Origin of the sequence: Streptomyces sp. SID5910 (genome assembly GCF_009862125.1) — a bacterium.
Lineage (GTDB): Bacteria > Actinomycetota > Actinomycetes > Streptomycetales > Streptomycetaceae > Streptomyces.
In genome coordinates, this window is sequence record NZ_WWHX01000692.1 from 1 (window position 1) to 25,282 (window position 25,282).

Consider the following 25,282-nt stretch of genomic DNA (forward strand, 5'->3'; position numbering starts at 1 on the left):
CCGCCGCCGACCGCGCCCGCCGCGCCCAGCTCGCCCACGCCGACCTGGCCGACCCGCGCCGCTGGCGGTACACCGGGAAGCGCGCCGCACCGCACGCCGCGCTCTGGCTCCTCGCCCGGGTCGAGCGGAAGCCGGGCCCGTGCCGGCGGCTGACGGAGGACGAGGAGCGCCGCATCGCCACCGTCGCGGCCGGCGCCGCGGCCCGGGTCGAACGCGCCCTGGACATCGCGGCGCAGCAGCGGACCCTGTCGACACCGTGCCCCGGGTGCGGCGGCGCGGTCGACGTGCACGGCGGCGAGGGGCGGGTGCCGGTCGCGCACTGCACCGGCTGCGGCAGGATCTGGACGGAAGGTGGGATGGTGGCGGCATGACGCTCACCTGGCTTCGGATTCGGTGGTACGTCCGTGCCGCGCTCGGTATCCGTGACATGCGGCAAGGCACGCTGCGGATGCGCATCGAGCGAATCAAGGCCCAGCGCTCGGCCTGACCGTGGCACGCTGATGGTGGTGGTCCGGAAGGCCGGGTAGCGACCGGTGCCGGTGGGATACGGGAGCCCGCCCGGACCGCCCTGAACGGCACGAGGCCCGCCGTCCCCGATGGGCGCGGCGGGCCGTGCGTCTTCCTACTTCCTGAGATCGGTCCGGGTTCCTCGACCCGGCCGGTCCGCGTGAGCCGCCCTCACCTCGTCGGGGTCGTAGAGGGAGTGTGCCCGGCCGTGGTCGTCGATGCGGTGGTCGACGGCGCGGACGCCCCAGCGGGAGAGGGTTCCGCGCGCGCTGCCAGGCTTGACGCCGAGGTGGGCGGCCACCTCGGCGATCGTCCACAGGTCCGGCATCAGGTGGTGGCGTGCTTGCCGACGATGGCCCAGAACTCGTCGGTGTCGAGAGTGTCGACGTCGACAGCGCCGTGCTTCTCAAGGATCTCTTCGGTGATGGCGTCGACGTCGTACTCGCCGTCGGAGGCGTCGGTGGCGGTGACGATCTGGTCGCGGAGGTCGCGGCTGGTGAAGGTCATGAGGTTCCCCCTCGGTTGGGCGTTGGGCTGTCCCCTCGGCCGTGACTCCACTATGCATCACGTGATGCATAGTTGGCAAGAGGTGCCCTTCAGTGCGTCCAGACGTCCGGCCCGCCCCCACGCCACTCGATCAGCGCGGACCGGACCACGTCCATCTCATCGAACGACTGAAGGCCCGCCTCCTGCATGAACGCCGAGACGTCCCGCACGCCGTACGCCAGGCCCAGGATCGCCCCGTCCACCCGCACCCGCCGGCCGCCCTGCTCGTCGGGCGGGTACACGATCACGGGCTTCGCGGTGGCCATGCCTCCACGGTGCACCGTGTTGACGCGGGTTTCCTCCCGGGCTGCTCCGTCTGCCACCCTGCCGGGCATGAGCGTCCGCCCGTACCCCACCGTCGCCCGCGCCTGGCGGCAGATCCTCCGCCGCTACCGGTTCGAGCGGCCCCCGCACTCGCCCGCCGTACCGTGCTCCGGGGCACCCGGCGAGTACCGGCTGACGACCCGCCGCCACCGGTAGGCCGCCGGGCATGACGGTGCCCCCGCCTCGCTGGAGGACGGGGGCATCGGTACGCGCGGGCTACGGTCGCCAGGACTCGCGGTAGCCGGGCCGGTCCGCATACGGCTGGGCCATCTCCCAGACGGTCTGCTTGGCGAAGTGCACGAGCATCGGGGTCGTGGACAGCATCGCTTCCTCACACCGGACCAGCGTGCGCCGCTTCGCGTCGATCTCGCGCAGCACCCGCGCCGGATCATGCGCGACGATGTGCTCAGCGACACCGGCCCAGGTCGCCGAGGCGCACTCTTCCGCGCGGTCGCCTTCGGTGGCGACGATGACGCCCGTCTCGCCGATCTGCCGGAAGCTGTCACCAGCTCGGCGCGCGGTCCGCTCGTCCTCGTCGAGCTGCGCGCGCAGCCACTGCACCAGGTCATCCATCCTGCGCCTCCGGCTTCTCGTCGGCCATGCGGCGCAGCTCCTCGGCCGCGAGGAGGTGGTCGTCCTCCGCCAGCTCGTCAGCAGCGGTACGCAGGACGGCCGCCCGGTAGGCGTCGAGCATCTCGGCCGCTTCCTCGGCGCCGAGGCCGACCAACCCGGGGCTCGTCAGGGTCTCTGTGAGTCGGTTGCGTGCTGTCGTCGCGGTCACTGGCTCTCCTTGCTGCTCGGACTGGGGCCTGCGCTTCTTACGCGGCTGCTTGGGGTTCGCCTCGAAGAACGCGTCGACCTGGTCTTCACGGAACCGGGGCCGCGTACTGCCCTCGCCCTCGACCGGAGCGGGGAAGATGCCGGTCCGCCGATACGTGTGGATCGTCTGGCGGCTGACCCCGTGCTCCTTCGCGATCTCGGTGGTGGTCATCAAGCGCGCGCTCCCCTCTGGTTCAGGGCTCTTGGGCACGGCAACATCCTCCCTGTTCTGCTTGACGTTGTAAAGCAGAACGTGCACTCTGGGACAGCAGCAACAAGTCGGCCCCGACCGGAAGCTCTCACCCTGTCCGGTCGGGGCCAGCCATCCCGCCTGCATCACCAGGAGGAACGACCGTGCCGCAGTCTACGAGCACGCCCCAACCCCAGCCCAGCCCCCACGAGGTCCACCACGCCAACGGGCTGACCTTCAAGGTCATCGACGCCAGCAGCTACACCGCCCGCATGGCCCGCGACGCCCACGACGTCACCATGGCCGACGGCACCGTGTGGACCGTCGGCCACCCCATCGGCTGGCACGGCATCTCGGCCGCCTGGCGCCCGGCGGTGACCGCGTGAGCGAGCAGCAGTCCGAGACCGAGAAGGACCTCACCCCGCGCACCAACCAGGTCCTCTCCGAGCCCGCCACCGTCCAGGCCTGTCAGGCCGACTACGCGGCCGGCGCCGACATCCGCCTGCGCCTCGGCTGGAAGGACGCGAGCTGATGGGCTGGTTCTCCCGCGCGCAGTCCAGCCGCGACTACCCCGCCGCCGGCCGCTCGATCTCCGGCGACGCCGGAAGGTTCCGCCGCCACAAGACCAGCGGCGCCCGCCGCGCCGCCCGCGACGGCCAGGCGTGGGAAGACCGCGACCGCGCCAGCGAGCGCCGCAGCGGCTGGTACCGCTCCGCCCGCTGACCACCACCGGACCGGCCGCCCTCGCCTCGTCCCCCGTCGCGAGGGCGGCCACCTGCCCGCTCCCGGAGGAGCACCGTGAAGACCGACCGCATCGAGCGGAAGCGCCTCGTCCCCCACACCGTCGACGGCGTCACCGAACTCGTCCTCGACACCGAGTACATCGACGTCCCCGCCCCACCCCGCGACTGGGACAGCATCGTCCGCGTCGGCGTCACCACCATCGCAGGCACCCTCGTCACCGTCTCCCTCGTCTGGACCACCGCCAGCATCGGCGACCTCCTCTCGATGGCCACCATCGCGGTCGTTGCCTACGCCGCCGGCGTCGCCTTCGACCTGACGTGGATCCTGTGCATGGGCGTCGAGTGGCTCCTCCGGTACGAGCCCGAGCGTGCCGCCCCAGTGCGCCGCGCCGGGAACGTCGCGCTCCTGATCTCCATGGGCGCCGTCTTCGCGCACGGCCAGCTCTTCGGCATGTGGCCCGTCGGCGCGGCCGGCGCCGCGGTCTCCCTCCTCGCGAAGCGCTCGTGGTCGACGGCGATGCGCGTGCACGCCCGTCCGCTCGACAACCGCACCGCGCAGTGGGTCGCGAAGCAGCGCGCCGCGCTCGATGGGCAGCTCGCCATGATCCCCGTCCGCCGTGAACTCCTGCGCGGGGAGCAGATGGTGGAGGCGGACCGGATCGCCCGGACCACAGGATCCGCGGATCCGGATCCGTCCGGAGAGCCCGCGGACCGTCCGGGACCGGCCGTCGACCGCAAGTCCCTGACCACGAAGGACGCCGTCCGGATCGCGTGGTCCGAGGGGATCCGTGACCGGGACGCCGTCCTCCAGGACGCTGCCGCCCGCCTCGGCCGGCCAGTGTCTCCGGACAGCGTCGACCGCTACCTGCGCGACCTGAAGCGCGGCGCCTGATGACCGCGGCTGCCGGGCTCGTCCTCGCCCTCATCTGTCTCACCGTCGTCGCCGCCGGCCTCGCCCTGGCGGTCGTCGCCTGGCAGCCGCGCACCCTGCCCGGCCCCGTCGTCGCCGCCGGCGCGACCGTGGCCGCCGGCTGCTTCCTCCTCGCCGCCCTCCACGGGCTCGCCCACCTCCTGACCTGAAGGTCGTCATGCTGCTGCTCGCCGTCTGCCTGGCCGGGCTCGCCCCCGGCATCACCACTGCCTTACTGCTGCGCCGCCACGGCTGGCTCCCCGCCGCTGCGGCCGGGCTCGGCGTCACCCTTGCCCTGCCCGGCCTGCTGCTCCTCGCGCTCATCGCGATGCCGCCGCTCGCCTACCTCCTCGCGGTCTGCTCTGTGATCATCGCCGCCCGGGCTTTCGATGAGGGCCGCGTCTGGGTCGGCTGCGCCTGGGCGATCGTCCTCGCGACCGCGCTCGCCTGCGCAGGTGTGCGGTGAGCACCCCGCCGCCTCCGCCGCCGATCGTGCCGTCCCGGATCATCCCCGCCGGGCAGCGCCTGCCCGCACCCGCCGGACCGCCACCTCCGCCGCCCGTCCCGCCGGACCCGCCCGCCCTGCCGGACTCCGGTCCGGACTGGTGGCGGAACGGATCCGGACCGCCCGGACCGCCCCCGCCCGCCCCGCTCGACGTCCACGTCCACGTCACCATCGACGTGGGCGGACCACCGGATCCGCCCCCCGCCCCGCCCTGGTGGCGGCGGATCCGCTGGGGCTACCACCTCGGCATGCTCACCCTCGCCCTCCCCCTCAGCGGACCGTGGGCATGGATCCTCGCCGACGTCCGCGACGAGGAAAGCCTCGCCGGAGCCTGGGTCATGGCGATCGTGCCGCTCGCCCTCGTCGCCGTCTGGGACAACGTCACCCGCATCCGGGCCCGCCAGGCCGACCCCGACGAGTGGCTGCCGAGGCTCCGCGCCGGCGTCGCCCGGCTCGCCCTGTACGCCATGGCCACCGCGACCGTCCTCACCCTCCCGATCACCACGCTCGTCTACGCCCTCACCGGAGTGCACGCATGATCACCGTCGCAGCCGAGGTATCGCAGTACACCACCGGCACCGTCACCACCGCCGGATTCGCCCTCGGCCTCGCCCTCCTCGCCGCCGAGCACTGGCGCTGGTACAAGACCGGCGGCGGCGCAGCGGCAGCGGCCGGAAGGGGCGCCGCGCCCGCCGCGACCAACTCCCGTAACCCCAAGGCCCTGATTCCGTACTGGTTCGGCATCACCTGCGGCATCCTCGCCGTCGCCTGCCCCGCCGGGCTCCTCGGCACCGGCACCAGCGTCCTCCGCTGGGGCGGCAACGGCGTCGGCGGCTGGATCATGTCCACGATGACCGGCCAGCGGGCCAGCACGATGGCCTCCGCCGCCGCGCCCGGCCTCAACAGCTACGGCGCAATCGTCGTCACCGCGCTCGTCATCGCCCTGTGGACGCTGCGGAAGAACATCGCCAAGGCCGTCAAAGGCAAGTGGTGGAAGGGCGTGTTCACCGGGGCACTGCTGTGCATCAGCACGGGCACCGCCGCGTTCATCGCTGTCCAGGTCGTCGGCGGCGCCAACGGGCTCGGCGAGTTTGTCCTCCAGGGTGCGGCCACCTGGAGCCCGGTATGAGCGCCCCGACGACGATGCAGTGGATCCGGCAGGCCGGACAGCGGATCTGCACCGGATCCGGACGCCTCGCCGCACTCCTCACCGCCCGGGCGGTGCACGCTGCCCGCCGCCTCTGGCAGCGCGCGGAGGCATGGGCGGGGGAGCCGTTCACCTTCGGCTGGCTGCTGCGCCTAGCCGTCCTCCTCGGCGCTGCCGTGGTCCTGCGGAAGATCGCCGCGGCGGTCGGCGGCGGCCTGTACGCGGCGGTCGCTGACGGCCGCGCGCCGTGGCTGATGTGGGGCACGGCCGGCCTGTGGGTGCTGGCCGCGTACCGGTGCGGCCAGGACGGTTGGGCGCCGGGACGCACCGCCGGGCCGCCCGCCGGCGGGGAGCAGCAGGCGGGCGAGGAGCAGTCGGCCGACAGCGAGGTGGTGGACGAGCCGGTCGAGCAGCCCTCGGCCGGGCCGTGGCTGCCCACCCTCATCGACCTCCGCGTGGCGCTGCGGGCGACCGGCACACCGCACGCTCATCTGGCCGTCCTCGCCGCCCACATCGGCACCACCCCGGAGCGTGTCCGCGAGGCCCTGGAGAGGTGGGAGATCCCGGTGGAGGCGGTGCGGATGCGGGGCCGGGGCACGTCGACCGGCGTGAAGGGCGGCGACGCGGCCCACCCCGCTCTCGCCTATGACCCCGACGAGGGCGACGTTGTTGCCGCAGGTCAGCCCGGCAGCAACAGCAACAGCAACGCCGACGAGGACGACCTCCGGGAGGGGATCGATGTACGGCGCACCGACGGCGGGCTGATCATCTACGACCTCGCCGACCGCCACCGCCGACGCGGAACCGTCGGCCACTGAACCCCCGGAGCCACCCGCTCCGGACCGACCAGAAGGGAACACCCATGGGCTACTTCGAGGACCGCGGCAAGGAGATCAAGGCCGCCGTCGCCGACGGCAACCCCGAGCGGGCCGCCGACCTCATCGTCCACGCCATGCACGAGGGGCCGGGGTCGATCACCGAGAACCTCGACCTGTTGATCGACGGCACGAACAACAGCAACTCCTGACCCGCACGCCCCGGGGCGGCCGCCCGCCTGGCAGCTAGCCGGCCGCCCCGGTCCCATCCCAATCACGAGACGGAGACGCCATCATGGCACTCGGATTCCCCAAGCCGATCAAGCACGACGACCCCAGGCTGAAGGGCAAGGAGACGGACTACCAGGCCAGCCGCGGTGGCTGGATTCCCCGGGAGAAGAAGCCCGTGCCCGGCACACCGAAGAAGTAGGTCACAACTTCCGAACTCCACCTTCACGCCACACCCGCAGGCGAGCATGATGCCGCCCTGCACACCACACCTGGGGGGACCATGAAACGCCGCACCATCGTCGCCACCGCGACCGCCGTATCCGTCCTCGGCCTGATTACCGGGCTCTTCGTCTGGCTCAGCCAACCGTCCTACGACGACATCGTCAAAGACTGCGCCACTGCACTGGACAAGCGAGCCGACGGCTCCAACACGGTCCCGAACGCCTGTGAGGACGTGAAGGAGGAGGACTACGACACGCTTCGCATGGCTGAGATCATTGATGACCTCGGCTGGGTTGACGACGAGGGCAACGTCGACAAGAACAAGATGCTGGAGGACGCGTTGAACGGCACGCCGTAGCTGCCACACTGGTGGCTGCGCGCCGGGTAACGCCCGGCAACCCGGCGAGGAGGCCCCGCCGTTCCGTGACGGTGGGGCCTTTCCCGTGCCACGCGTTCATCACGTGTTGAATTATTGGGAACGATCATGCATAGTGAGCCGCAGATCTGGCATGCCCGGAACCGGAAGCACCCGGTGCGGCATCATTCCCCCCGTATCTCACACCCGTCCCAGGGGGGACCATGAACACCCGCACCGCCGCCGCAACCCTCGCCGCCGCCGCACTCCTCACGCTCACCGCCTGCTCCAGCAGCGGCGACGACTCAAAGACCAACGCCGCGCCGACAGCCACCACCACCGGACAGGCATCCAGCCCCGCCGCGGCCGGCGGCCTCCCGCCGAAGCCGACAGGCGAGAAGCGGCAGCAGCTCCTCGACGCGCTCGCGAAGGCCGCCCCGGACGTCGTCCGGTACGAGGACAAGGCCATCGACGCCGCCCGCAACCAGTGCTCGGCCTTCGGTGAGGGCGTCAAGCGTCCGGACTGGCTCGCCTCGCAGCGCTTCACGTACAAGGACGTCACCACGTCCGAGGAGCAGGGCAAGCAGATCAACGAGGCGCTGAAGAGCATCGGCTTCTGCAACGTCTGACCGACACCCACGACAGGCCCGGCCGCACCCGTTGCGAGCCGGGCCTTCGCACGCCCCGAGGAGGAGACCGTGGCCGAACCCAAGGGCCCAGCCCCGATCCCCTTCACCGACGAAGAGATCACCGAGCTCAAGCGGCTCCACGCCGAGGGCCTCGGCCGCAACGCCATCGCCCGTGAAATGGGCCGCTCACTGCGAGGCGTCAGCGTCCACGCCGAACGCCTCGGCCTCACCTTCGACCGCACCATGACCGCCCTCGCCACCCAAGCCAAGGTCACCGACGCCAAGGCCCGCCGCGCCGCGATCGTGCAGCGCCTGTACGCGCGCACCGAACGCCTCCTCGACCAACTCGACGACGCCGACAACGGCGGCTTCAAGTTCACCACCAGCACCGTCAACGGCATCGAGACCGAGAGCCTCGACCACGTACCCGGCCAAGAGGAGAAGGCCCTCGCCGGGGCGATCACGCAGTACATGAACCAGGCCGTCAAACTCGAACAGCTCGACGGTGACCCCGGAGTGGAAGCCGCCCGCTCGATGCTCGGCTCCCTCGCCGAGGGCCTCACCAAGCTGGCCGGCCTCGACGGTGGGGGGGACGACAGCGGGGAGGGCTGATGCTCGACTCGCTGCCGCTGTCTCGGAAGCAGATCCGTTCGATCGCCGAGGCGACGGCGCGTATCAACGTGTGGCACGGGGCGATCCGTTCGGGCAAGACGATCGCCAGTCTGGTCGCGTTCCTCATCGCGGTCGCCGCGGCGCCGGCGTCCGGGCTCATCGTCATCGTGGGCCGCAGCCTCCAGACGATCGAACGCAACGTTCTCGACCCGTTGCAGGACGAGGCACTGTTCGGGTCGGTGGCCAAGCTGGTGGTGCACACCCGCGGCGCGACGACGGCGACGATCCTCGGCCGCACGGTGCACCTGATCGGCGCGGCAGACTCCCGCGCCGAGGGCCGCCTTCGCGGTCTGACCGCGTGCCTGGCGTACGTGGACGAGGCGACCTTGATGCCGCGCGGCTTCTGGAACCAGCTCCTCGGCCGCCTCTCCGTGCCCGGGGCGCGGCTGATGGCCACGACCAACCCGGACAACCCGGGGCACTGGCTGAAGAAGGAGTTCCTCGACCGCGCGGCCGACCTCGACCTTCGGGCCTGGCACTTCACCCTCGACGACAACCCCGCTCTGGACGCGGCCTACGTCGCCTCGCTCAAGTCGGAGTACGTCGGCCTTTGGTACCGCCGGTTCATCTCCGGCCACTGGGTCCAGAGTGAGGGCGCGATCTACGAGATGTTCGACACCGAACGGCACGTCGTACGGGCGCTGCCGCGGATCGAACGGTGGCTGTGCGACTCGATCGACTACGGCACGACCAACCCCTACGCGGATCTGCTGATCGGCGTAGGCGTGGACCGCAGGCTCTACGTGGTCAGCGAGTACCGGCACGACTCCCGTACGGCCCGCCGGCAAATGACGGACTCGGAGTACTCGCGGGCGCGGCGAGCGTGGCTGGCCCGGGTGCCGCAGCCGGAGACGAACGTCATCGGCGTGCAGCCGGAGTGGACGATCGTGGACCCGTCGGCGGCGTCGTACATCGAGCAGCTGCACCGCGACGGCGTGTCCGGTGTGACCCCGGCTGACAACACCGTGCTGGATGGGATCCGGACGGTCAGCAGCCTGTTCTCGACCGGGGACCTGCTGGTGCACGAGTCCGCGCAGGGCCTGATCGATGAGCTGCCCGGCTACTCCTGGGACGACGGCGCAGCCGAGCGCGGCGAGGACAAGCCGATCAAGGAGAACGACCACTCCTGTGACGCGCTGCGCTACGGCGTCCGCACAACAGAGGCCCTGTGGCGGCCGTACCTACCGACCCGGTTGGAGGTGGCCGCCTGATGGTGACGGCAGAGCAGGCACTCGCGAACGCCGCGCGACTTCTGGAACGGGCCGAGATCGAGCTGACGAACCTGCCACTGATGGGCCAGCTCGACGCGTTGGCCGACTCCTGGATCCGGCTGGGGCAACTGCTGATGGAGAGGGAGCGCGTCTGATGGCCGCAGAGATCAGCCTGCCCGTGTACGTCCGCGTCGGCGATGCCGAGGCCCGCTGGGGCGAGCTGACCATCGAGGCACCCGACGGCGTGGTGGACGAGCAGGTCACGCGCCGCCAACTCGCCGCCTTCCTACGCGCTGCCGCTGACCACCTGGAGACGCCCGACGAGGAGGTGCCGGATGCCGCTGCCCACGGGTGACACGACCTGGCCGCCCCCACACCTCGGCCCCGCCCTCGACGCCATGCACACCTGGGACACCTGGTGGAGCGGTGACCCCGACCGCCTGGAATCCCTCTACGGCGGCAGCACCGGCGGCGGCCCCGACCCCAAGCGCATGCAGTACGCCGGCGGCGTCATGGGCCGCATCGCCCGCTGGTGGTGGGGCACCCCTACCGCGGCCGGCGAGCGGCGGACCAAACTCCACGTCCCGATCGCTGGCGACCTCTGCGGCGGCTCCGCCGACCTTCTCTTCAGCGAGCCGCCCCGGTTCACCGTGGACGACGACACCACGCAGGCCCGCCTCGACGTCCTCACCGACGACGGGCTGCTCGCCACCCTCCAGACCGCCGCCGAAATCGGCGCCGCACTCGGCGGGATCTACCTACGGCCGGTGTACGACCAGGACGTCGCCGACCGGGCCTGGATCACCGCCGAGCACGCCGACCGGGCGCTGCCCGAGTTCACGTGGGGCCGCCTCTCCGCGGTCACGTTCTGGCGAGTCGTCCGCGAAGAGGACGGCCAAGTCTGGCGGTGGCTTCAGCGGCACGAGCCGGGCCGCATCTTCCACGGCCTCTACCAGGGCACGAAGGACAAGCTCGGCCGGGCGGTCCCGCTGGAGGATGCGGACGAGACCGCTGGGTTCGCGCCGCTGGTCAGCGCTGAGGGCGCGGTCGAGACCGGGTACGACGGCCTCGACGTGGTGTACATCCCGAACCAGTCGTCCCGCCGATGGCGCTGCCACCCGCGACTGAAGGACTGGGGACGCTCCGACCTCGACGGCGTCGAACCGCTCATGGACGCCCTGGACGAGACCTACTCCAGCTGGATGCGGGACATCCGCCTCGGCAAGGGCCGCATCGTCGTCCCGGAGTCGTACCTTCAGTCGTCCGGCCCCGGCCGCGGCGCGTCCTGGAACCCCGACCAGGAGGCGTTCGCCGGCGTCAACGTCCTGAACCGCGGCGAGGGCATGGCGCTGACCGTGGCTCAGTTCGCGGTCCGCGTGGCCGAGCACCGGGACACAGCCGAAGACCTGGTCAACCAGATCCTGAGGTCGGCCGGCTACTCCGGGCAGACCTTCGGCATCGGCGGCGACGTCGCCGTCACCGCGACCGAGGTCACCGCCCGGGAGCGGCGGTCGATGACGACCCGCGGGAAGAAGATCCTGCGCTGGCGGCCGGCGCTCGCCCACCTGGTGGAGGCGCTTCTCGCCGTCGACCAGTACGCGTTCGGCGGCGGCACCGTCCCGCAGCGGCCGACGGTGGAGTTCGAGGACTCGGTGCAGGAGGATCCGCTGTCGCTGGCGAACACGGCGGACGTACTCAGGCGGGCGCAGGCGGCGAGCACGGACACGCTGGTGCGGATGGCTCACCCGGAGTGGGACGACGACCAGGTGGCGGCCGAGGTGGCACTGGTCCGGCAGGAGAGCGGCACTGCGGTGTCCGACCCGATGCAGGCTGGGGACTGGCCGTAGAGGTGGTGATCGGCGGTGCCTGTCTCTCCGGACATGGCCGAGGATCTCGCCGTCGCGGTCGCCGACCTGTATGAGGCTGCGGAGGGTGTGCTCATCGGGAAGATCCGGCGAGCACTGGCCGAGGGCCTCGACAGCCCGGTGTGGGTCGAGCTGAAGCTCGCCGCCGTCGGCAATCTCCAGGCGGCCATCGCCGAGGTGATCGCTGTGCTCCAGGCCGACGCGTCCGGGGCGATCGGGCAGGCGATGGCTGAGGCGTACGACCGGGGGCAGCAGGCGGCTGTCGCCGAGCTGGGCGCGCTCGGTGTCGGGCAGGCTGCGGCGGCTGCGAGCGTGGTGCCGACGGCTCCGGTCGTGGACCGGTTGGCGCAGGCGGTCATCGCCGACACGGGCCCGGTCTATGTGCGGATGCTGCGGGTGTCGATGGACACCTACCGGGATGTGATCGCCCGCGCGGCGGCGGCCCCGGTGCTTGGCGCGCAGACCCGGCGGCAGGCCGCGCAGTCCGCCCTTGACGACTTCGCTCAGCGAGGCGTGAAGGGGTTCGTGGACGCGCGCGGCCGGTCGTGGGAGCTGCGGTCGTACGTTGAGGCGGCGATGCGGTCGGCGACCGCGCGGGCGTCGCTGGAGGCGCACTCGGATCGGCTCGGCGCGGCCGGCGTGGATCTGGTTCTGGTGTCGCAGGCTCCGGAGGAGTGCCCGCTGTGCCGCCCGTGGGAGCGGAAGATCCTCGCCCGCACGGGCCCGCCCGGGAGGCGGACGGTCGAGGTCGAGCACGCCACCGAGGACGGCGAGACGGTCCGCGTCGAGGTGGCCGGGTCGCTGGACGAGGCGCGCGCGGCGGGGCTGCTACACGTCAACTGTAGGCACCGCCTATCGGCCTATCTGCCGGGTGTGTCCCGGATTCCGAAGGCGCAGCCGTCGCGGGGGACGTACGAGGACACGCAGCGGCAGCGGTACTTCGAGCGGCAGATCCGGAAGTGGAAGCGGCTGGAGGCCGCTGGGCTGGACGAGCAGGCGGCGAAGGCCGCGCGGGCGCGGGTGCGCTCCTACCAGGCCCGCATCCGGGAGCTGACCGCGGAGACCGGGCTGCCCCGCAAGAGCCACCGCGAGCAGCTCAACACGGCCCGCTAGGACTGCGCCCGAAGCCAAGCCGCGCGCTCACGGACGTACGTGGCGACCGTGTCGTATCCGCTGTGGTCGGTGTCGCTGTTGGCGATGAACGGGCCCGGCCGCTCATCGAACGGTTCGTCGTAGTTGAGCAGCGCTTCGAGGTCGTCAGCGAGCTGGTCGAGTTCGGCCGCGCGGGCCTCGTTGTCAGCCATGCGAACAGTGTGCCGCACTTCAGACTTCCGTCCGCCAGGCGCGGGCCGGATCGCACAACCCCCGCCAGGCGCGGGGCCAACACCACCCGACGCGCACCAGGAGTGCACGCATGCAGAAGCGAACCCTTCCCCGGCTGGCCGGTGCTGGCTGGGCACACCCCTACGGCCACGGCCCTTTCGCGCCGTACCTGTACGCCGACGGCGGGGACGGAGACGACTCCGGATCCGACAACGACGACAGCGGTGACGACACAGGCGCGGACGACGGCCAGAACGACGACGCCGGCGGGACCGGCGACGACGACACCGGGGCCGACGACGCGGCCAAGGACACGAAGGCCAAGCCGAAGCCGCCCGCGAAGAAGACGGACGAGGACCCGACCGCGACGATCGCCCGGCTCCAGAAGGAGCTGAAGACGGCGAACGGCGAGGCCGCGAAGGCGCGTACGTCCGCGAAGAAGGCGGCGGCCGACGAAGCCCGCACAGAGATCGTGCAGGAACTCGGCAAGGCCCTCGGCCTGATCAAGGACGACAAGGACGCGCCGCCGGACCCGGCCGCGCTGACCGCGCAGATCGAGAAGGCGACCGCCGCGCACCGCGAGACTGCGGTGGAGCTGGCGATCTACCGCAGCGCCGGGAAGCACGGCGCCGACCCGGACGCGCTCACCGACTCCCGGGCGTTCCTGTCCTCGATCAAGGATCTCGACCCGAACGACGAAGGGTTCGCGAAGGCCGTGTCCGCCGCGATCAAGACGGCGGTCGCGGACAACCCCAAGCTCAAGGCCGCGAGCCAGGCGCCCGCGCGCACGTCCGGCGACTTCTCCGGCAGCTCCGGAGGCCGCCCCAAGGACACCGACTCCATCGAAGCCCACCGCGAGGCACGCCGGAAGGCGCGCACCGGCGGCTGACCCCGCAGAGAGAGGGCCCCATGGCCAACACGTTCCTCACCCCCGACACCATCGCCCGCAGGGCCCTGGCCACGCTGTACGAGACCACGCACATGGCGCAGCTCGTCCACCGTGACTACGAGGCGGACTTCGCCGGCCGCGTCGGTGACACGATCACCGTGCGCAAGCCGGCCGTGTTCACCGCCAACGAGTTCAACCGGTCGACGGGCATCGTGCCGCAGAACGCGACCGAGTCCGGCTTCCCGGTCGTCCTCAACCACCTGCCCGACGTCAGCTTCACCGTGACGACCGAGCAGCTCAACCTGGAGATCAACGACTTCGGCGAGCAGCTCCTCGACCCCGCGATGGAGGCCATGGCGCAGAAGATCGACCGCGACCTCCTCGCCCTGCGCGCCGACATCTCCCAGGTCGTCGGCGAGGTCTCGGAGAACACCGAAGGCGAGAACTACAACTACCCCGCCGGTCACTACCCGTGGTCCGACTCCCGCGTCCTCATCGAGGCCGGCGCGCTCCTGGACACGAAGAACGTGCCGCAGGCGGACCGCCGGGTCGTCGTGGGCCCGCGCACGAAGGCCCGGTGGGTGGCGGAGAAGATCTGGCGCGCGGCCAACGAGCGCGGCTCCACGGTCGGTCTGACCGAGGCCCAGTTCGGCGCCAACGCGTCCGGGTTCACGCCGTACATGACGCAGAACATCGCGGGCCCGGCCGAGGACCCGGCCGCCGGCCAGCCGACCACCGAGGAGAACCTCGCCTTCCACAAGACGGCGTTCGCCCTGGTGACCCGCACCCTGGAAGTCCCTCCGGGCGCCCAGGACGCGACGATCATGCAGTACAACGGGTTCGCGCTGCGCGTGGTCTACGACTACGACATCAAGTACAAGCAGACCGTCGTCTCCGTCGACTGCCTGTACGGCACCAAGACCCTCGACGCCAACCGTGCCGTCATCATCAAGGGAGCTGACGCTGCATGATCCGCTACCACAACAAGAACACGGGCGACGTCGTCGAGCGCAAGCACGCCGACTCCCGTCTGGACATGCTCCCCAACTGGGAGCGCCTCGACGGCGACGAGACCCCGGAGGCGCCCACCCCGGACAGCGTCCTCAAGCGCCCCCAGACCGCGCCGGGCACCGCGCTCACCTCCACCGATGGGCCGCGCGCGGCCGCCGAGGAGGAGTACAAGGAGCAGCAGGAGGACGCCGGGGACCCGCCGGACCGGTCCGCGTCCAAGGAGACGTGGGTCGAGTACGCGCTGAAGCGGGCCGTGTCCGACGAGGAGCGGGCGGAGATCCCGTCGCTGACCAAGCCGGTGCTGATCGCGAAGTACGGCGAGAGCCCGGTCGCCTGATCGGTTCGTCGCGAGCGAGGGAGGCCCGACTGTGGCCTCCCTCTCGCATGTCGATAGGAGGGAGGCCGCATGGCTGATCTCGTGACGAACATCGGCAAGGGCCGCCACGTGTACTACGCCGGCGTCGCGCAGGCCGGCACGGGCGGGGCGGTGCTGCGGGCGGTGGTGCTGGAGGCGGCCGGCCTGGAGGGTGACGACGCGCTCCAGGACTACGACACGCTCGCCGCGCTGCTCGCCGGGGCCAGCAACGAGCAGACCACGATGGGTCGGAAGGCGCTGTCGGGGGTCACGGTGACCGTGGACGACGTTGGCAACAAGGCGTCGTGGACAGCTGGGGATCTGGTGTGGGCGGACGCCACCGGCAACCCGACCGGGAAGGTCGTCATCTGCTTCGACCCGACCGGGGCCGGGACAGACGCGCAACTGATCCCGCTCACGCTGCACGACTTCGCGGTCACCCCGGACGGCACGTCGATCACCGCGAGCGTGGGCGCGGGCGGCATCGCCGTCTCGGAGAACGCCGCATAGAAGGGGGGCGAGTCGATGGCCAAGCTGTTCACCACCGGCTTCGAGAACGGCGTCGAGTGGGGCACCACCAACGACTCGCCCACCATCGTCACCACCCGCGCGAACCGCGGCGGGTCGTCGCTGCGCTGCAACCCAGCCACTGCCGTACAGTGCTCGATCGCCCAGCGGGTGTACGCGGCTGACGACGCGGCAGCACACGTCTACATGCGGGCCTACGTCTACGTGGCCGCCGCCCCCGCGGCGATCACCGCGCTGATGGCGTGGGGTTCCTCGGCCACCAGCATCTCCGGGTTCTACGGCGTGAAGATGCTGCCCGACCGGACGCTGATCATCACCAACAGCACCGGCACCACCGGCGGCACCGCCACCGCGGCGATCCCGCTGAACACGTGGACCCGGATCGAGTTCGACTACAACGACGCCACCGACACCGGCAGCGTCTACATCAACGGCGTCCTCGGCACGTCGCGCACGGGCATCGGGCTGAGCGGCGGCTCGTACGCCCGGTTCGGCGTCATCAACCCCACGACGGCCGACATCTACTTCGACGACCTGGCCGTCAACGACAGCACGGGCACCAGCAACAACGGCCTGCCCGGCCCCGTCGGCCAGACCGTCGCCCTCGGCCGCGCCCGCGAGAAGACGACGGCCGGACCGCTCACCGCCCGGCCCGCGACCCCGACCGCCGACCTGGTCGACACCTTCGACGACGGCATCGTGGACCCCGTCCTGTGGCCCGAGTCGTACGGCGGCGTCACCGAGGCCGACGGCCGAGCGCAGGTGCCGTGCGGCCTGGACTACGCGGCCTACGCCTCCGCGCCGATCTACACGCTCCGCAACAGCCAGCTGTCGTGCCGCATGTACCCGGCGCCGATCGGCGACTCCCTCGTGGCGTGCTGGACACAGGTCCTCATCCAAACCACCACCGCAGGCACCGACGTCGTCATCGAGCACAACGCCATCACCAGCAGCCTCGGCATGGCGCTGCGGACCGGCTACTACGACCCCGACTACCTCGCCATCCCGTACGACCCCGTCCAGCACGCCTACCTGCGGATCCGGCAGACCGGCACGGACCTGCTGTGGGAGACCAGCCCGGACGGCGCCACGTGGACGACCCGCCGCACCAGCACGGCGCCCGCGTGGGTCTCGGACCCGGACCTTCAGGTGCAACTCATCGCCCACCGCGACGACGGCACCCCGGGCGTCGCTGAGTTCGACGACGTCAACGTGGCCCCAACCACGGTCGTCGTGCCGCTCGGCACGGCGCAGGAGACCGCCACCGCGCGGGCGTGGGCGGGCGCGAAGCAGCAGCCACTCCTCCCGGCCGCAGGCGGCGAGCACGGCGGGCAGTGGGACACGGCGAAGACCGCCAGCCTCACCCCGGCCGCAGACACCGAGACGAGCCGCCCGCTCACGGTCGGGCGGACAGTTCGGCTCGGCACCGCGCGCGAGCATGCCGCGGGCCAGCTGCTCGCTGCTGGCCGCACGGTGCATCTGGGAACCGCCGGCGACCGGGCGGCCGGCGAGCCGATCACGGTGTCGGGCGCCGTCGAGCTGGGCCAGGCGGGCGACGCGGCCTCGGCACGGCCTCTGGGCTCGGCCAAGACGTCAGCCACCGGGATCGCGACGACCGTCGACAGCGGGCGCCCGGTCGCAGCACGCAAGCAGCTGCTCCTCGGCACCGCCACCACGACCGACACCGCCCACGGCTACACAACGGCTGGGGAGACCCGGCTCGAAGACGCCCGCGCTTCGGACCGCGGGCGCCCGGTGACCGGCAGCAAGACGACGACCCTGCGCCTGGCGGCGGGCGGGGACGACGCGCTGCCGGTCACCGCGGCCAAGACCCGCCCGCTCGGCGACAGCGTCACGGTGGACCAGGCCCGGCCCCTCACCGCGGCCCGTGTCCAGGCGCTGACGGCCGCGCGCGAGCAGGCGGGCGCGGGGCCACTGGCGTCGGCGAAGCATCTGCCGCTGGGCACCGCCACCGACCGGGCCCGGGCGCGAATGCTGCACCTGCGCTCCTCCGGCGACATCGGCACCGCCTGGGACACCGAGGAAGCCACCCGGCTCACGCCGTCCAAGCAGGTGCTGCTCGGCACCGCGAGTGCGACCGAGACGAGCACCCCGCTCGACGCCGGCCACACCGTCCCGGCCGGCACCGCGGCCGGAGGAGACCGTGCGGTCGAGGTTGCTGCGGGCAAGAGGCTGCGTCTCGGTGTCGCACGCTGCACCGAGCAGGTCACGACGACCACGGCTGGGAAGCGGCGGCCGCTCCTCCGCGCAACCAGCACGGAGGCTGGGGGCCGGATCCGGCAGCCGTTCCAGACGCGCCGCCTGCACGCCGCGCACGAGCGCGCCCGCGCGGCCTCAGTCGCCTGGGTGAAGGAACGGCCGGCCGACGAGCTCACCTCGACCGTGACCGGTCCGGCGCTGACGCCGTCCGTCGGCGGCCCGCAGCTGACCGCATCCGTATCCGGCCCGTCCCTGACGGCCGCAAGCACAGGAGGTGGCTGATGCCCGACGTCGGAGACCAGGTCACCGCGCGGCTGACGGTGGCCCCGTACGACCAGACGACGATGGCCGCCCTGGTGGTGACGGCCCCGGACGGCACGGTGTCCACACCGGTCGTCTCGTCTGTGGACGGCGGGCAGACGTGGACGGCACCGCTCGTCTACACGCTGGCTGGGGTGTGGCTGCTGCGGTGGACGGTGACCGGCGCCGGCGCCTCGGTCGAGAACCAGCAGGTGTCGGTGGCCCCCACCCCGGGCGCGGGCGCGAGCGGCCGGGTGTACGCGACGACCACCGACCTGGCGAACTACCTCCGCGCGGCCCCGCCCGTGGACTCGGCCGGGCTACTGGAGGACGCGTCGCGGATGCTCGACGCCAGGGTTTTGACGTACTGCCGGTACGACGTGGACAACGCGGGCCTGCCGTCGGATCCGGACGTCGCCGCGGCGATCGGCCGCGCGGTGTGCGCGCAGGTCGCGTGGTGGGACGAGGTTGGCGACAGCCGAGGCGCCGCTGGCGTCGGCTACGGCTCGGTGGCGATCGGTTCGGTGAACCTCGGCCGCTCCGTCACCTCAGTGTCCGGAGACGACTCGGCCGCCCGGCAGCTCGCCCCGCAGGTCGCCGACGAACTCCGCGCCCCACACCTCCACGGCAAGCTGTGGCTCGGCGCGCTGGCGGTGACCTGGTGAGCCGCATCCCGGGCTGGCTGCTGCGGCACCGCATCACGATCGAGCCGTATCTCGGGGACTCCAGCACGGGCCCTCTGTACGGGCCGCCGCAGCCCGCGCGGGCGTTCGTGGACGAGCAGACTCGCGCGGTCGTCTCCCCGGGTGGCGAGTCGGTGACCTCGTCCTCGACGGCCTACGCGGCGCCGGGCACGAAGGTGCCGCCCTTGTCCCGCATCACCCTGCCGTCCGGCCGGGTCACCAAGGTCATTGCCTGCCTGCCCCGCGACGGAGGCGGCCTGGCCACCCCGGATCACGTGGAGATCCAACTCCAGTAGAGGAGCCCCGCATGCCTCAGCGCTTCCGACTCGACTTCCACGGCGCCGGGGTCCAGCGGGACCTCCGCGCAGCCGCGGCCCGCGGCCTACTCCTCGGCGCCGAGCACGTCCTCGCCGAGTCGACGGCCGTCGTCCCCCTCGACGAGGGACCGCTCCAGAACTCCGGCATGGCCAGCGTGGACGAGGGGACGCTGACGGCCGCCGTCAGCTACGACACCCCCTACGCGGTCCGCCAGCACGAGGAGCTGGACTACCGGCACGCGCCGGGCAGGACCAGCAAGTACTTGGAGGGCCCGCTCAACGAGTCCCGTGCCCAGGTCCGCGACCTCATCGCCGCCGAACTCCGGCGGGCCCTGCGGTGAGCCACGACGCCGACCTGCTGCGCGGTGTCGCCGAGCTCCTCGACACGGAGGGCATCGGCCGCTACGTCCCGGACGCGGTCCTGCCGGCCGACGTCACCGGCATCGTCCTCGGCAAGACACCGGACGGCCCGGACCGGGTGCTGGGCCTGACGCCGTACCCGGTCGCGGACGACGACTCCACGGACTCGGTCACCGGCATCCAGGCGCGCATGCGCTGGGGTACGGACGCGGCCGGGCTGGTGACCCTCGCTGACGGCGTGTTCAACGTCCTCCACAACCGGCGTAGCTACCAGGTGCGCGGGGTGTGGGTGGAGATCTCCTGGCGCCAGTCACAGGCGTGGATCGGCCAGGACACACGCGGCCGCATGGAGCTGACCAGCAACTACTACTTCCGGACGGTCAGGTCCGGGCCCCATCTGATCGACTGAGGAGAGAGCATGTCGACACCCGTCGAGACCACCGAGACCGAGCTCGCCCGCGAGTGGCGACTCGAAGTGAACATGGGCACCGACGAGACCCCGGACTGGCAGCTCTGCCCCGGCGTCCGCGAGTTCCAGCCGTCCGCCGAACCCAACATCGAGGACTCCTCGGACTACGACTCCGACGGCTGGGCCGGGAACACGAAGACCGCGCAGGCATGGGAGCTGTCGGTCACGATCCGCCGCAAGGCGAACAAGGCCCAGAAGGTCTACCACCCGGTGCACGAGGCCATCCGTAAGGCGTCCGACGAGTACGGCGAGGCCAACCTCGTTCCCCTGCGCTGGATGAACCGGCAGGGCCTCCCGGAGGCGTACCAGGGCAAGGCGATCCCGACGTGGGCGCCGTCCGGCGGCGAGTACTCCGCGCTGGGAGAGGTGGAGATCACCTTCACCGGGGACGGCCCCCGCGTCGCGATCGACAACCCGCTCGCGGAGGATGAGACCCCCTGATGGCCGCTACGTTCGAGGCCCTCGGTGACTTCCTCGACGACTGGCTGGAGCTGCCCGTCCTCTGCACCGACGGGCAGACGCGGACCTTCCGCATCCCGTCCCCCGCAGCTGAGGACGGACTCCGCGTCGAGAAGATCACCAAGGCCGCCGCCAAGCTCTACCTGAACGGCACCGAACCGGACAAGGAACTCCTCGACGACACCGAGGAGAAGGACCTGTTCCGCCTCGTCCTCGGCACCGTCCACGACGAGATCGCCGCACAGGTGAAGTGGACCCGCTTCCGGCACGTCGCGATGACCACGATGATGTGGGTCCTCAACGACCGTGACACCGCCGCCCGCTACTGGGCCTCGGGCGGCGACCCTTCTCTCTTGGCCCCGAACCGGGCGGCCCGTCGGCAGCAGAAGCCTCAGCCCTCGGCGTCGGCTGCGGCGAATACGACCCGGTCACGGGGCTCTACGAGTGGTACGAAGGCGGGCTCCCGCCAGCGTCGCAAGCGCGCACCCAGGGCAAGCGGGTAACCCGCACCGCCCTGCTGGAGCAATGGGCCCTGGTGGAGGCCGACTTCCAGGACACCTACGGCCTCGACCTGTCCACTCCCGGCCTGCTGCGGGAGCGGTCGTGGCGCTGGTTCCAGACCCGCCTCTACGGCCTGGTCTCCGCAGAGTCCCGCGTCTCACGGCACTTCGCACCTCCCCCACCCAAGCAACCCAAGTACCGGAGGAGGTAGTGCTGTGGCGCTCACCGTCGGCGAACTCACCGCCCTCATCACCGTCAACGACGCCGGCGTGGACCCCGCTCTGCGCCGCGCGGAGCAGGCGATGCGCGCCACCGGCCAGCGCATGGGCAGCGACGCCGACGACGCCGGACAGCAGGCCGGAACCCGGCTCGGCGGCGGCTTCGTCCGCGGCGCCGACGGCCAGTGGCGCAACATGCGTGGGCAGCTCGTCGACGCGGTCACCGCCGCCGCCCTGGAAGCCGAGGCCGCAGCCCACCGGGCCGGACAGCGCGCCGGGCAGCAGCTCGGCGACGGCCTCGGCGACAGCGCCACCCGCGCCGCCCGCCAGGCCGGAGACGACGCAGGCGACGCCCTCGGCGACGGACTCACCCAGTCCGGCAGTGCGGGCGCCGACGAAGCCGGGGAGACCATTGGGCAGCGGCTGACGGGACGCCTCAAGCTCGCGGCCGCCGGCGCCGGGGTCGCGGCCGGTGCGATCCTCATGGCCGGCTTCCAGGAGGCCCTCGACCAGTCGCAGATCACGGCTCGGCTCGGCGCGCAGCTGGGGACGACGCCGGCGGTGGCGCAGCAGTACGGCAAGGTCGCCGGCGCTCTCTTCAAGGACGCCATCGTCGCGGACTTCCAGACCGGGGCGGACACGGTTCGGGCGATCGCGGCGGAGGGTCTGCTGCCGCCGGGGGCGACGAATTCGCAGATCAAGAGCATCTCTGCGAACGCCGCCGACCTCGCGTCAACGTTCGATGTGGACGTGGCGATGGCGGCACAGGCGGCCGGCATCGCGGTGAAGACGGGGCTGGCGAAGAACTCGACCGAGGCGTTCGACCTGATCACGAAGGGCATGTCCGGTCTGGGCCCGGCGGGCGAGGACCTGCTGGAGACGATCAACGAGTACGGCGTGCAGTTCGCCAAGAGCGGCTTGTCCGGGCGGACGGCGTTCGGGCTGATGCGGCAGGCGATCCAAGCGGGGTGGAAGGACACCGACAAAGTCGCCGACGCCTTCAAGGAGCTGGAACTCCGCGTCACCGGCGGCGGCAAGGCGCAGGTCGACGCACTGAAGTCGGTCGGCCTGAACGCCGACCAGATGATCTCGGACCTGTCTGCGGGCGGCACCCGCGGCGAGGAAGCCATGGCGCAGATCCACGACGCGATCGTGGAACTCGGGCCCGGCTCTGATGTGGCAAAGAAGGCCATCCAGGACCTGTTCGGCGGCCCGGGCGAGGACCTGGGTGCCGCGTTCTTCAAGCTCAACCTGCACGAGGCACAGCAGGCCATGGGCGACGCGGAGGGCGCTGCGGACAAGCTCGGCACCGGCCTGCGGGACAACGCCGGGGCGAAGGTCACGGCGTTCAAGAACACGCTGCAACAGAATCTCGTCGAGTTCCTCGGCACCGAGGTCATCCCGCGGCTCGAAGGCGTCTTCAAGTTCGTGTCCGAGCACAGCGGTGTGTTCATCGCCGCGGCGGCCGGGGTGACGGCGCTCGGTGTTGCGTTCTCTCTCGCCGCGATCGGCGTGTGGGCGATGAACTCGGCGATGCTCGCGAACCCCATGTTCTGGATCATCGGCGGGATCGCGCTCGCCCTCGTCGGCCTGGTGCTGCTCGTCGTCACCTACTGGGACCAGATCAAGACCGCGACGATGACCGCCTGGGACTGGGTCGTCGCCAAGGTCACCGCGGCGAAAGACGGAGTGCTGGCCGCGATCGACTGGCTCGGCACCATCCCCGGGAAGATGTCGACGTGGTTCGGCCAGGGCAAGGACTGGGCCGTCCGCAAGAGCCTGGAACTCGTCGCGTGGCTGACGGGCCTCCCGGGCCGTGTCGGCTCGGCGATCGGCGGCCTGGGCGGTGTCCTGGCCTCGGCCGCGTCCCGCAGCTTCCAGCGGCTCAAGGACGGCGGCACCCGCAAGTCCCTGGAGCTCGTGGCATGGGTACGCGGCTTGCCCGGGCAGATCTCGCGGGGGATCGGTTCGCTGGGAGGCCTGCTCTACACCAAGGGCATGGACGTCGTGAGGGGGCTGTGGAACGGCATCAAGTCCATGGGCTCATGGCTGCGCAGCACCTTGATCAGCTGGGCCAAGGACCTGGTCCCCGGCCCCATCGCCAAGGCGTTGGGCATCGCCTCGCCGTCCAAGGTCATGGCGAAGCAGGTCGGCCGGTGGATCCCGCGCGGCATCGTCGCCGGTATCGAGTCCACGCAGGGCGAGGTCGACCGGACGATGGCGAACCTTGTGTCCACGCCGACGCCGTCCGCGTCGTACGCCGGCGCCGTCGGCACAGCCGTGGGCGCCAGCGGTACCGCAGGAACCGGCTCGACTCAGACTGTGCGGCTCACCGCCGGGGACGCCTTTGGAGACCTGCTCATCGGCACCATCCGCGACCGTGTCGGCATCAGCGGCGGCAACGTGCAGTTCGTCTTGGGGAGGTGACCGTGGCTTTCCCGGAAGACCCGCTGGGGCTGCGCGCGGAGATGTTCATCGACGGGGCGTGGGTCGACTTCACGAAGGACGTCTACACCCGCTCGCCGATCACGCATCAGCGAGGCATCCGCAACAGGGGCACGGCCGCCGACCCTGCGGCCGTGCCCCTGACCATCAACAACAAGAGCGGCAAGTACTCGCCGCGCAACCCCATGAGCCCGTACTACGGAAAGATCGGCCGCAACACCCGCGTCCGTCTCTCGCTGCCCGGCGACGAGTCGTACCTCCAGCTCGACGGCACCCCGACCGGCTACGCGTCCACCCCGGACACCGCAGCACTCGACCTCACCAAGGACATCGACCTGCGGTGGGAAGGCGAAGCCGACTGGTACGCACGCGGCGCGCAGATGCTCATCGGCAAGTGGAGTGCGACGGCAGGCCTGCGCAGCTACCACATGCGACTCCAGGACGGCCTGCTGATCTTCCACGGCACCACCGACGGCACCGTCGGCAGCACCCCCCAGACCGCCCTACCCGCAGGACTGCCTCGGCGGGCCGCGGTCCGCGTCAACCTGGTCGGCGGCACCACCTGCCGCTGGTACTGGGCCACCTCGCTCGACGGGCCCTGGAACCAGTTCGACGAGCTGCTGCTCACCAACCCCTTCACCTCCGGCGTGTTCGTCAGCACGTCTCCCCTCATCGTCGCCCCCAGCCAGTACGACTCCGCCGTTCCCCGACCGCCCGTGGCTGGCCGGGTGTACCGGGCTGAGGTCCGCGGGGCCGGCGGCGCTGTGGTGGCGTCCCCCGACTTTCGGGGGCAGGCCGCCGGGGCGAGCGGGTTCACCGACTCGGCCGGTCGAGCGTGGACGCTGACGGGAACGGCCGAGATCCGCGACCGCGTGGACCGGTTCATCGGCGAGATCAGCGAGTGGCCGCAGAAGTGGGAGCCGTCCGAGGCAGACGTGTGGGTGCCCGTGCAGGCGTCCGGCGTCCTGCGCCGCCTGGGCCGGGGCACCAAGACCCTGGACTCTGCGCTGCGCCGCCGCATCCCCTCCTACCAGCCGCTGGCCTACTGGCCCATGGAAGAAGGCGAGGCCGCCACCCGCGCATCGACGCCGCTCCCCGACGGCGACTCAATGACCGTCACCAACGTGCAGTGGGCCGCCGACACCTCCCTGGCCTCATCGGGGGCCCTGCCCACCCTCGACGGGAAGGACGGCGCCTACGCCGACCTGCACGGCTACGTCATCAACCGGTCGTGGGCCACCCTGCCCGCCTGGTCGGTGGTCTGGATGTACCACATGCCACAGGTCCCACCGAACCGGCGGACATACCTGATGGCCTACTCGACGGGCACCGTCCGCGAGTGGTACGTCCAGATGGGCCCAGACAACTCGCGGCTCCTCGGCCTCGGCTACGAGGGCGAGACCATCGTCGACCGCACCATCAACACCGGCACCAACATTTTCGGAAAGTGGATCAAGGCCCGGCTCGCGTTCGAGCAGCAGGGCAGCAACATCCGCTACGCCATCGTCTGGAA

Annotated in this window: 39 protein-coding genes and 2 pseudogenes; 35 read left to right on the forward strand and 6 right to left on the reverse strand. The window is 71.5% G+C overall.

Going from position 1 to position 25,282, the window contains the following annotated elements:
- Window positions 1-371 (forward strand): annotated as a pseudogene (locus GTW67_RS24025) (hypothetical protein); the annotation flags it as partial.
- 251 nt (window positions 372-622) lie between these two features.
- On the opposite strand, the gene GTW67_RS24030 reads toward GTW67_RS24025, so the two are convergent.
- The 3 genes from GTW67_RS24030 to GTW67_RS24040 all read right to left on the reverse strand — a co-directional run bounded on the left by GTW67_RS24030 (window position 623) and on the right by GTW67_RS24040 (window position 1,319).
- A complete protein-coding gene (locus GTW67_RS24030; protein WP_161166880.1) occupies window positions 623-835 on the reverse strand; it encodes a hypothetical protein in 213 nt (70 codons plus the stop codon).
- Window positions 835-1,014 carry a hypothetical protein gene (locus GTW67_RS24035; RefSeq protein ID WP_161166881.1) on the reverse strand — a complete coding sequence of 60 codons (180 nt, stop codon included), beginning with the start codon at window positions 1,012-1,014 and terminating at the stop codon, window positions 835-837. The genes GTW67_RS24030 and GTW67_RS24035 overlap by 1 nt, the downstream gene beginning before the upstream one ends.
- An 89-nt stretch (window positions 1,015-1,103) precedes the next feature.
- Window positions 1,104-1,319: a hypothetical protein gene (locus GTW67_RS24040; RefSeq protein WP_161166882.1), complete on the reverse strand. Its 216-nt coding sequence runs from the start codon at window positions 1,317-1,319 to the stop codon at window positions 1,104-1,106.
- 67 nt (window positions 1,320-1,386) lie between these two features.
- On the opposite strand from GTW67_RS24040, the gene GTW67_RS24045 reads away from it, so the two are divergent.
- Window positions 1,387-1,533: a hypothetical protein gene (locus tag GTW67_RS24045; protein ID WP_161166883.1), complete on the forward strand. Its 147-nt coding sequence runs from the start codon at window positions 1,387-1,389 to the stop codon at window positions 1,531-1,533.
- Between the two features lie 60 nt (window positions 1,534-1,593).
- On the opposite strand, the gene GTW67_RS24050 is transcribed toward GTW67_RS24045, so the two are convergent.
- Window positions 1,594-1,950, reverse strand: coding sequence for a DUF6221 family protein (locus GTW67_RS24050; RefSeq protein ID WP_161166884.1), 357 nt, complete (start codon window positions 1,948-1,950; stop codon window positions 1,594-1,596).
- The gene (locus GTW67_RS24055) at window positions 1,943-2,368 is read right to left on the reverse strand and encodes a helix-turn-helix transcriptional regulator (RefSeq protein ID WP_237519006.1); all 426 of its coding nucleotides are present in this window, start codon (window positions 2,366-2,368) and stop codon (window positions 1,943-1,945) included. The genes GTW67_RS24050 and GTW67_RS24055 overlap by 8 nt, the downstream gene beginning before the upstream one ends.
- 182 nt (window positions 2,369-2,550) lie before the next feature.
- On the opposite strand from GTW67_RS24055, the gene GTW67_RS24060 reads away from it, so the two are divergent.
- The 19 genes from GTW67_RS24060 to GTW67_RS24140 all read left to right on the forward strand — a co-directional run bounded on the left by GTW67_RS24060 (window position 2,551) and on the right by GTW67_RS24140 (window position 12,804).
- Window positions 2,551-2,772, forward strand: coding sequence for a hypothetical protein (locus GTW67_RS24060; RefSeq protein ID WP_161166885.1), 222 nt, complete (start codon window positions 2,551-2,553; stop codon window positions 2,770-2,772).
- Window positions 2,769-2,918, forward strand: a complete 150-nt coding sequence (locus GTW67_RS24065) for a hypothetical protein (RefSeq protein WP_161166886.1) — start codon at window positions 2,769-2,771, stop codon at window positions 2,916-2,918. Before GTW67_RS24060 ends, GTW67_RS24065 begins: the two co-directional genes overlap by 4 nt.
- Entirely contained in the window at window positions 2,918-3,109 is a 192-nt protein-coding gene (locus GTW67_RS24070) for a hypothetical protein (RefSeq protein ID WP_161166887.1), read from the forward strand. Before GTW67_RS24065 ends, GTW67_RS24070 begins: the two co-directional genes overlap by 1 nt.
- 75 nt (window positions 3,110-3,184) lie before the next feature.
- A complete protein-coding gene (locus tag GTW67_RS24075) occupies window positions 3,185-4,021 on the forward strand; it encodes a protein transporter Sec31 (protein ID WP_161166888.1) in 837 nt (278 codons plus the stop codon).
- Window positions 4,021-4,209, forward strand: coding sequence for a hypothetical protein (locus GTW67_RS24080; protein ID WP_161166889.1), 189 nt, complete (start codon window positions 4,021-4,023; stop codon window positions 4,207-4,209). Before GTW67_RS24075 ends, GTW67_RS24080 begins: the two co-directional genes overlap by 1 nt.
- 8 nt (window positions 4,210-4,217) lie before the next feature.
- Window positions 4,218-4,505, forward strand: coding sequence for a hypothetical protein (locus GTW67_RS24085; protein WP_161166890.1), 288 nt, complete (start codon window positions 4,218-4,220; stop codon window positions 4,503-4,505).
- A complete protein-coding gene (locus tag GTW67_RS24090; protein WP_161166891.1) occupies window positions 4,502-5,083 on the forward strand; it encodes a hypothetical protein in 582 nt (193 codons plus the stop codon). Before GTW67_RS24085 ends, GTW67_RS24090 begins: the two co-directional genes overlap by 4 nt.
- Entirely contained in the window at window positions 5,080-5,673 is a 594-nt protein-coding gene (locus GTW67_RS24095) for a hypothetical protein (RefSeq protein ID WP_161166892.1), read from the forward strand. Before GTW67_RS24090 ends, GTW67_RS24095 begins: the two co-directional genes overlap by 4 nt.
- Window positions 5,670-6,509 carry a hypothetical protein gene (locus tag GTW67_RS24100; RefSeq protein ID WP_161166893.1) on the forward strand — a complete coding sequence of 280 codons (840 nt, stop codon included), beginning with the start codon at window positions 5,670-5,672 and terminating at the stop codon, window positions 6,507-6,509. The genes GTW67_RS24095 and GTW67_RS24100 overlap by 4 nt, the downstream gene beginning before the upstream one ends.
- A gap of 44 nt (window positions 6,510-6,553) precedes the next feature.
- A complete protein-coding gene (locus GTW67_RS24105; protein ID WP_161166894.1) occupies window positions 6,554-6,718 on the forward strand; it encodes a hypothetical protein in 165 nt (54 codons plus the stop codon).
- Window positions 6,719-6,801: 83 nt separating this feature from the next.
- Window positions 6,802-6,936 (forward strand): hypothetical protein, encoded by a 135-nt coding sequence (locus GTW67_RS38215; RefSeq protein WP_272920531.1) that lies wholly within the window; start codon window positions 6,802-6,804, stop codon window positions 6,934-6,936.
- Window positions 6,937-7,017: 81 nt separating this feature from the next.
- Entirely contained in the window at window positions 7,018-7,317 is a 300-nt protein-coding gene (locus GTW67_RS24110; RefSeq protein WP_161166895.1) for a hypothetical protein, read from the forward strand.
- A 221-nt stretch (window positions 7,318-7,538) separates the two neighbouring features.
- On the forward strand, window positions 7,539-7,943 hold the full coding sequence (locus GTW67_RS24115) for a hypothetical protein (protein WP_161166896.1): 405 nt from the start codon (window positions 7,539-7,541) through the stop codon (window positions 7,941-7,943).
- Window positions 7,944-8,012: 69 nt separating this feature from the next.
- Window positions 8,013-8,555, forward strand: coding sequence for a GcrA family cell cycle regulator (locus GTW67_RS24120; RefSeq protein ID WP_346010727.1), 543 nt, complete (start codon window positions 8,013-8,015; stop codon window positions 8,553-8,555).
- The gene (locus GTW67_RS24125; protein ID WP_161166897.1) at window positions 8,555-9,826 is read left to right on the forward strand and encodes a PBSX family phage terminase large subunit; all 1,272 of its coding nucleotides are present in this window, start codon (window positions 8,555-8,557) and stop codon (window positions 9,824-9,826) included. The genes GTW67_RS24120 and GTW67_RS24125 overlap by 1 nt, the downstream gene beginning before the upstream one ends.
- The gene (locus tag GTW67_RS37095; protein ID WP_202437622.1) at window positions 9,826-9,981 is read left to right on the forward strand and encodes a hypothetical protein; all 156 of its coding nucleotides are present in this window, start codon (window positions 9,826-9,828) and stop codon (window positions 9,979-9,981) included. Before GTW67_RS24125 ends, GTW67_RS37095 begins: the two co-directional genes overlap by 1 nt.
- Window positions 9,981-10,181, forward strand: a complete 201-nt coding sequence (locus GTW67_RS24130) for a hypothetical protein (protein WP_161166898.1) — start codon at window positions 9,981-9,983, stop codon at window positions 10,179-10,181. Before GTW67_RS37095 ends, GTW67_RS24130 begins: the two co-directional genes overlap by 1 nt.
- Window positions 10,162-11,673, forward strand: coding sequence for a phage portal protein (locus tag GTW67_RS24135; RefSeq protein WP_161166899.1), 1,512 nt, complete (start codon window positions 10,162-10,164; stop codon window positions 11,671-11,673). The genes GTW67_RS24130 and GTW67_RS24135 overlap by 20 nt, the downstream gene beginning before the upstream one ends.
- A gap of 15 nt (window positions 11,674-11,688) precedes the next feature.
- Window positions 11,689-12,804 carry a phage minor capsid protein gene (locus GTW67_RS24140; protein WP_161166900.1) on the forward strand — a complete coding sequence of 372 codons (1,116 nt, stop codon included), beginning with the start codon at window positions 11,689-11,691 and terminating at the stop codon, window positions 12,802-12,804.
- Here the strand turns inward: GTW67_RS24140 and GTW67_RS24145 are convergent.
- Window positions 12,801-12,995 (reverse strand): hypothetical protein, encoded by a 195-nt coding sequence (locus GTW67_RS24145; protein WP_161166901.1) that lies wholly within the window; start codon window positions 12,993-12,995, stop codon window positions 12,801-12,803. The two genes, GTW67_RS24140 and GTW67_RS24145, sit on opposite strands and share 4 nt — an antisense overlap.
- A gap of 110 nt (window positions 12,996-13,105) precedes the next feature.
- Between GTW67_RS24145 and GTW67_RS24150 the strand changes: the two genes are divergently transcribed.
- The 14 genes and pseudogenes from GTW67_RS24150 to GTW67_RS24210 all read left to right on the forward strand — a co-directional run.
- Window positions 13,106-13,903, forward strand: a complete 798-nt coding sequence (locus tag GTW67_RS24150; protein WP_161166902.1) for a hypothetical protein — start codon at window positions 13,106-13,108, stop codon at window positions 13,901-13,903.
- Window positions 13,904-13,923: 20 nt separating this feature from the next.
- The gene (locus GTW67_RS24155) at window positions 13,924-14,874 is read left to right on the forward strand and encodes a major capsid protein (RefSeq protein ID WP_161166903.1); all 951 of its coding nucleotides are present in this window, start codon (window positions 13,924-13,926) and stop codon (window positions 14,872-14,874) included.
- On the forward strand, window positions 14,871-15,251 hold the full coding sequence (locus GTW67_RS24160) for a hypothetical protein (protein WP_161166904.1): 381 nt from the start codon (window positions 14,871-14,873) through the stop codon (window positions 15,249-15,251). The genes GTW67_RS24155 and GTW67_RS24160 overlap by 4 nt, the downstream gene beginning before the upstream one ends.
- Window positions 15,252-15,320: 69 nt before the next feature.
- Window positions 15,321-15,779: a hypothetical protein gene (locus GTW67_RS24165; RefSeq protein ID WP_161166905.1), complete on the forward strand. Its 459-nt coding sequence runs from the start codon at window positions 15,321-15,323 to the stop codon at window positions 15,777-15,779.
- A 15-nt stretch (window positions 15,780-15,794) separates the two neighbouring features.
- Window positions 15,795-18,299: a hypothetical protein gene (locus GTW67_RS24170; protein WP_161166906.1), complete on the forward strand. Its 2,505-nt coding sequence runs from the start codon at window positions 15,795-15,797 to the stop codon at window positions 18,297-18,299.
- Window positions 18,299-18,982 (forward strand): hypothetical protein, encoded by a 684-nt coding sequence (locus tag GTW67_RS24175; protein ID WP_161166907.1) that lies wholly within the window; start codon window positions 18,299-18,301, stop codon window positions 18,980-18,982. Before GTW67_RS24170 ends, GTW67_RS24175 begins: the two co-directional genes overlap by 1 nt.
- Window positions 18,979-19,296, forward strand: a complete 318-nt coding sequence (locus tag GTW67_RS24180) for a hypothetical protein (protein ID WP_161166908.1) — start codon at window positions 18,979-18,981, stop codon at window positions 19,294-19,296. The genes GTW67_RS24175 and GTW67_RS24180 overlap by 4 nt, the downstream gene beginning before the upstream one ends.
- Before the next feature lie 11 nt (window positions 19,297-19,307).
- Entirely contained in the window at window positions 19,308-19,658 is a 351-nt protein-coding gene (locus tag GTW67_RS24185; protein WP_161166909.1) for a minor capsid protein, read from the forward strand.
- Window positions 19,655-20,086 (forward strand): phage tail terminator protein, encoded by a 432-nt coding sequence (locus tag GTW67_RS24190; protein WP_161166910.1) that lies wholly within the window; start codon window positions 19,655-19,657, stop codon window positions 20,084-20,086. Before GTW67_RS24185 ends, GTW67_RS24190 begins: the two co-directional genes overlap by 4 nt.
- Before the next feature lie 9 nt (window positions 20,087-20,095).
- Window positions 20,096-20,587 carry a phage tail tube protein gene (locus GTW67_RS24195; RefSeq protein WP_161166911.1) on the forward strand — a complete coding sequence of 164 codons (492 nt, stop codon included), beginning with the start codon at window positions 20,096-20,098 and terminating at the stop codon, window positions 20,585-20,587.
- The gene (locus tag GTW67_RS24200; protein ID WP_161166912.1) at window positions 20,587-21,108 is read left to right on the forward strand and encodes a DUF7426 family protein; all 522 of its coding nucleotides are present in this window, start codon (window positions 20,587-20,589) and stop codon (window positions 21,106-21,108) included. Before GTW67_RS24195 ends, GTW67_RS24200 begins: the two co-directional genes overlap by 1 nt.
- A gap of 32 nt (window positions 21,109-21,140) precedes the next feature.
- A complete protein-coding gene (locus tag GTW67_RS37100; RefSeq protein ID WP_346010728.1) occupies window positions 21,141-21,317 on the forward strand; it encodes a hypothetical protein in 177 nt (58 codons plus the stop codon).
- Between the two features lie 4 nt (window positions 21,318-21,321).
- Entirely contained in the window at window positions 21,322-23,751 is a 2,430-nt protein-coding gene (locus GTW67_RS24205) for a phage tail tape measure protein (protein ID WP_161166913.1), read from the forward strand.
- 2 nt (window positions 23,752-23,753) lie between these two features.
- Window positions 23,754-25,282 (forward strand): annotated as a pseudogene (locus GTW67_RS24210) (hypothetical protein); the annotation flags it as partial.

What these genes read in the sequence shown, in the direction of transcription:
- GTW67_RS24165 (WP_161166905.1), top strand. Translation starts at nt 15,321, where the DNA reads ATGGCTGATCTCGTGACGAACATCGGCAAGGGCCGCCACGTGTACTAC.
- GTW67_RS24145 (WP_161166901.1), bottom strand. Translation starts at nt 12,995, where the DNA reads ATGGCTGACAACGAGGCCCGCGCGGCCGAACTCGACCAGCTCGCTGAC.
- GTW67_RS24110 (WP_161166895.1), top strand. Translation starts at nt 7,018, where the DNA reads ATGAAACGCCGCACCATCGTCGCCACCGCGACCGCCGTATCCGTCCTC.
- GTW67_RS24100 (WP_161166893.1), top strand. Translation starts at nt 5,670, where the DNA reads ATGAGCGCCCCGACGACGATGCAGTGGATCCGGCAGGCCGGACAGCGG.
- GTW67_RS38215 (WP_272920531.1), top strand. Translation starts at nt 6,802, where the DNA reads ATGGCACTCGGATTCCCCAAGCCGATCAAGCACGACGACCCCAGGCTG.
- GTW67_RS24200 (WP_161166912.1), top strand. Translation starts at nt 20,587, where the DNA reads ATGGCCGCTACGTTCGAGGCCCTCGGTGACTTCCTCGACGACTGGCTG.
- GTW67_RS24185 (WP_161166909.1), top strand. Translation starts at nt 19,308, where the DNA reads ATGCCTCAGCGCTTCCGACTCGACTTCCACGGCGCCGGGGTCCAGCGG.
- GTW67_RS24160 (WP_161166904.1), top strand. Translation starts at nt 14,871, where the DNA reads ATGATCCGCTACCACAACAAGAACACGGGCGACGTCGTCGAGCGCAAG.
- GTW67_RS37095 (WP_202437622.1), top strand. Translation starts at nt 9,826, where the DNA reads ATGGTGACGGCAGAGCAGGCACTCGCGAACGCCGCGCGACTTCTGGAA.
- GTW67_RS24175 (WP_161166907.1), top strand. Translation starts at nt 18,299, where the DNA reads ATGCCCGACGTCGGAGACCAGGTCACCGCGCGGCTGACGGTGGCCCCG.
- GTW67_RS24035 (WP_161166881.1), bottom strand. Translation starts at nt 1,014, where the DNA reads ATGACCTTCACCAGCCGCGACCTCCGCGACCAGATCGTCACCGCCACC.
- GTW67_RS24130 (WP_161166898.1), top strand. Translation starts at nt 9,981, where the DNA reads ATGGCCGCAGAGATCAGCCTGCCCGTGTACGTCCGCGTCGGCGATGCC.
- GTW67_RS24155 (WP_161166903.1), top strand. Translation starts at nt 13,924, where the DNA reads ATGGCCAACACGTTCCTCACCCCCGACACCATCGCCCGCAGGGCCCTG.
- GTW67_RS24050 (WP_161166884.1), bottom strand. Translation starts at nt 1,950, where the DNA reads ATGGATGACCTGGTGCAGTGGCTGCGCGCGCAGCTCGACGAGGACGAG.
- GTW67_RS24030 (WP_161166880.1), bottom strand. Translation starts at nt 835, where the DNA reads ATGCCGGACCTGTGGACGATCGCCGAGGTGGCCGCCCACCTCGGCGTC.
- GTW67_RS24045 (WP_161166883.1), top strand. Translation starts at nt 1,387, where the DNA reads ATGAGCGTCCGCCCGTACCCCACCGTCGCCCGCGCCTGGCGGCAGATC.
- GTW67_RS24125 (WP_161166897.1), top strand. Translation starts at nt 8,555, where the DNA reads ATGCTCGACTCGCTGCCGCTGTCTCGGAAGCAGATCCGTTCGATCGCC.
- GTW67_RS24105 (WP_161166894.1), top strand. Translation starts at nt 6,554, where the DNA reads ATGGGCTACTTCGAGGACCGCGGCAAGGAGATCAAGGCCGCCGTCGCC.
- GTW67_RS24055 (WP_237519006.1), bottom strand. Translation starts at nt 2,368, where the DNA reads ATGACCACCACCGAGATCGCGAAGGAGCACGGGGTCAGCCGCCAGACG.
- GTW67_RS24085 (WP_161166890.1), top strand. Translation starts at nt 4,218, where the DNA reads ATGCTGCTGCTCGCCGTCTGCCTGGCCGGGCTCGCCCCCGGCATCACC.
- GTW67_RS24115 (WP_161166896.1), top strand. Translation starts at nt 7,539, where the DNA reads ATGAACACCCGCACCGCCGCCGCAACCCTCGCCGCCGCCGCACTCCTC.
- GTW67_RS24080 (WP_161166889.1), top strand. Translation starts at nt 4,021, where the DNA reads ATGACCGCGGCTGCCGGGCTCGTCCTCGCCCTCATCTGTCTCACCGTC.
- GTW67_RS24170 (WP_161166906.1), top strand. Translation starts at nt 15,795, where the DNA reads ATGGCCAAGCTGTTCACCACCGGCTTCGAGAACGGCGTCGAGTGGGGC.
- GTW67_RS24135 (WP_161166899.1), top strand. Translation starts at nt 10,162, where the DNA reads ATGCCGCTGCCCACGGGTGACACGACCTGGCCGCCCCCACACCTCGGC.
- GTW67_RS24150 (WP_161166902.1), top strand. Translation starts at nt 13,106, where the DNA reads ATGCAGAAGCGAACCCTTCCCCGGCTGGCCGGTGCTGGCTGGGCACAC.
- GTW67_RS24095 (WP_161166892.1), top strand. Translation starts at nt 5,080, where the DNA reads ATGATCACCGTCGCAGCCGAGGTATCGCAGTACACCACCGGCACCGTC.
- GTW67_RS24070 (WP_161166887.1), top strand. Translation starts at nt 2,918, where the DNA reads ATGGGCTGGTTCTCCCGCGCGCAGTCCAGCCGCGACTACCCCGCCGCC.
- GTW67_RS24040 (WP_161166882.1), bottom strand. Translation starts at nt 1,319, where the DNA reads ATGGCCACCGCGAAGCCCGTGATCGTGTACCCGCCCGACGAGCAGGGC.
- GTW67_RS24195 (WP_161166911.1), top strand. Translation starts at nt 20,096, where the DNA reads ATGTCGACACCCGTCGAGACCACCGAGACCGAGCTCGCCCGCGAGTGG.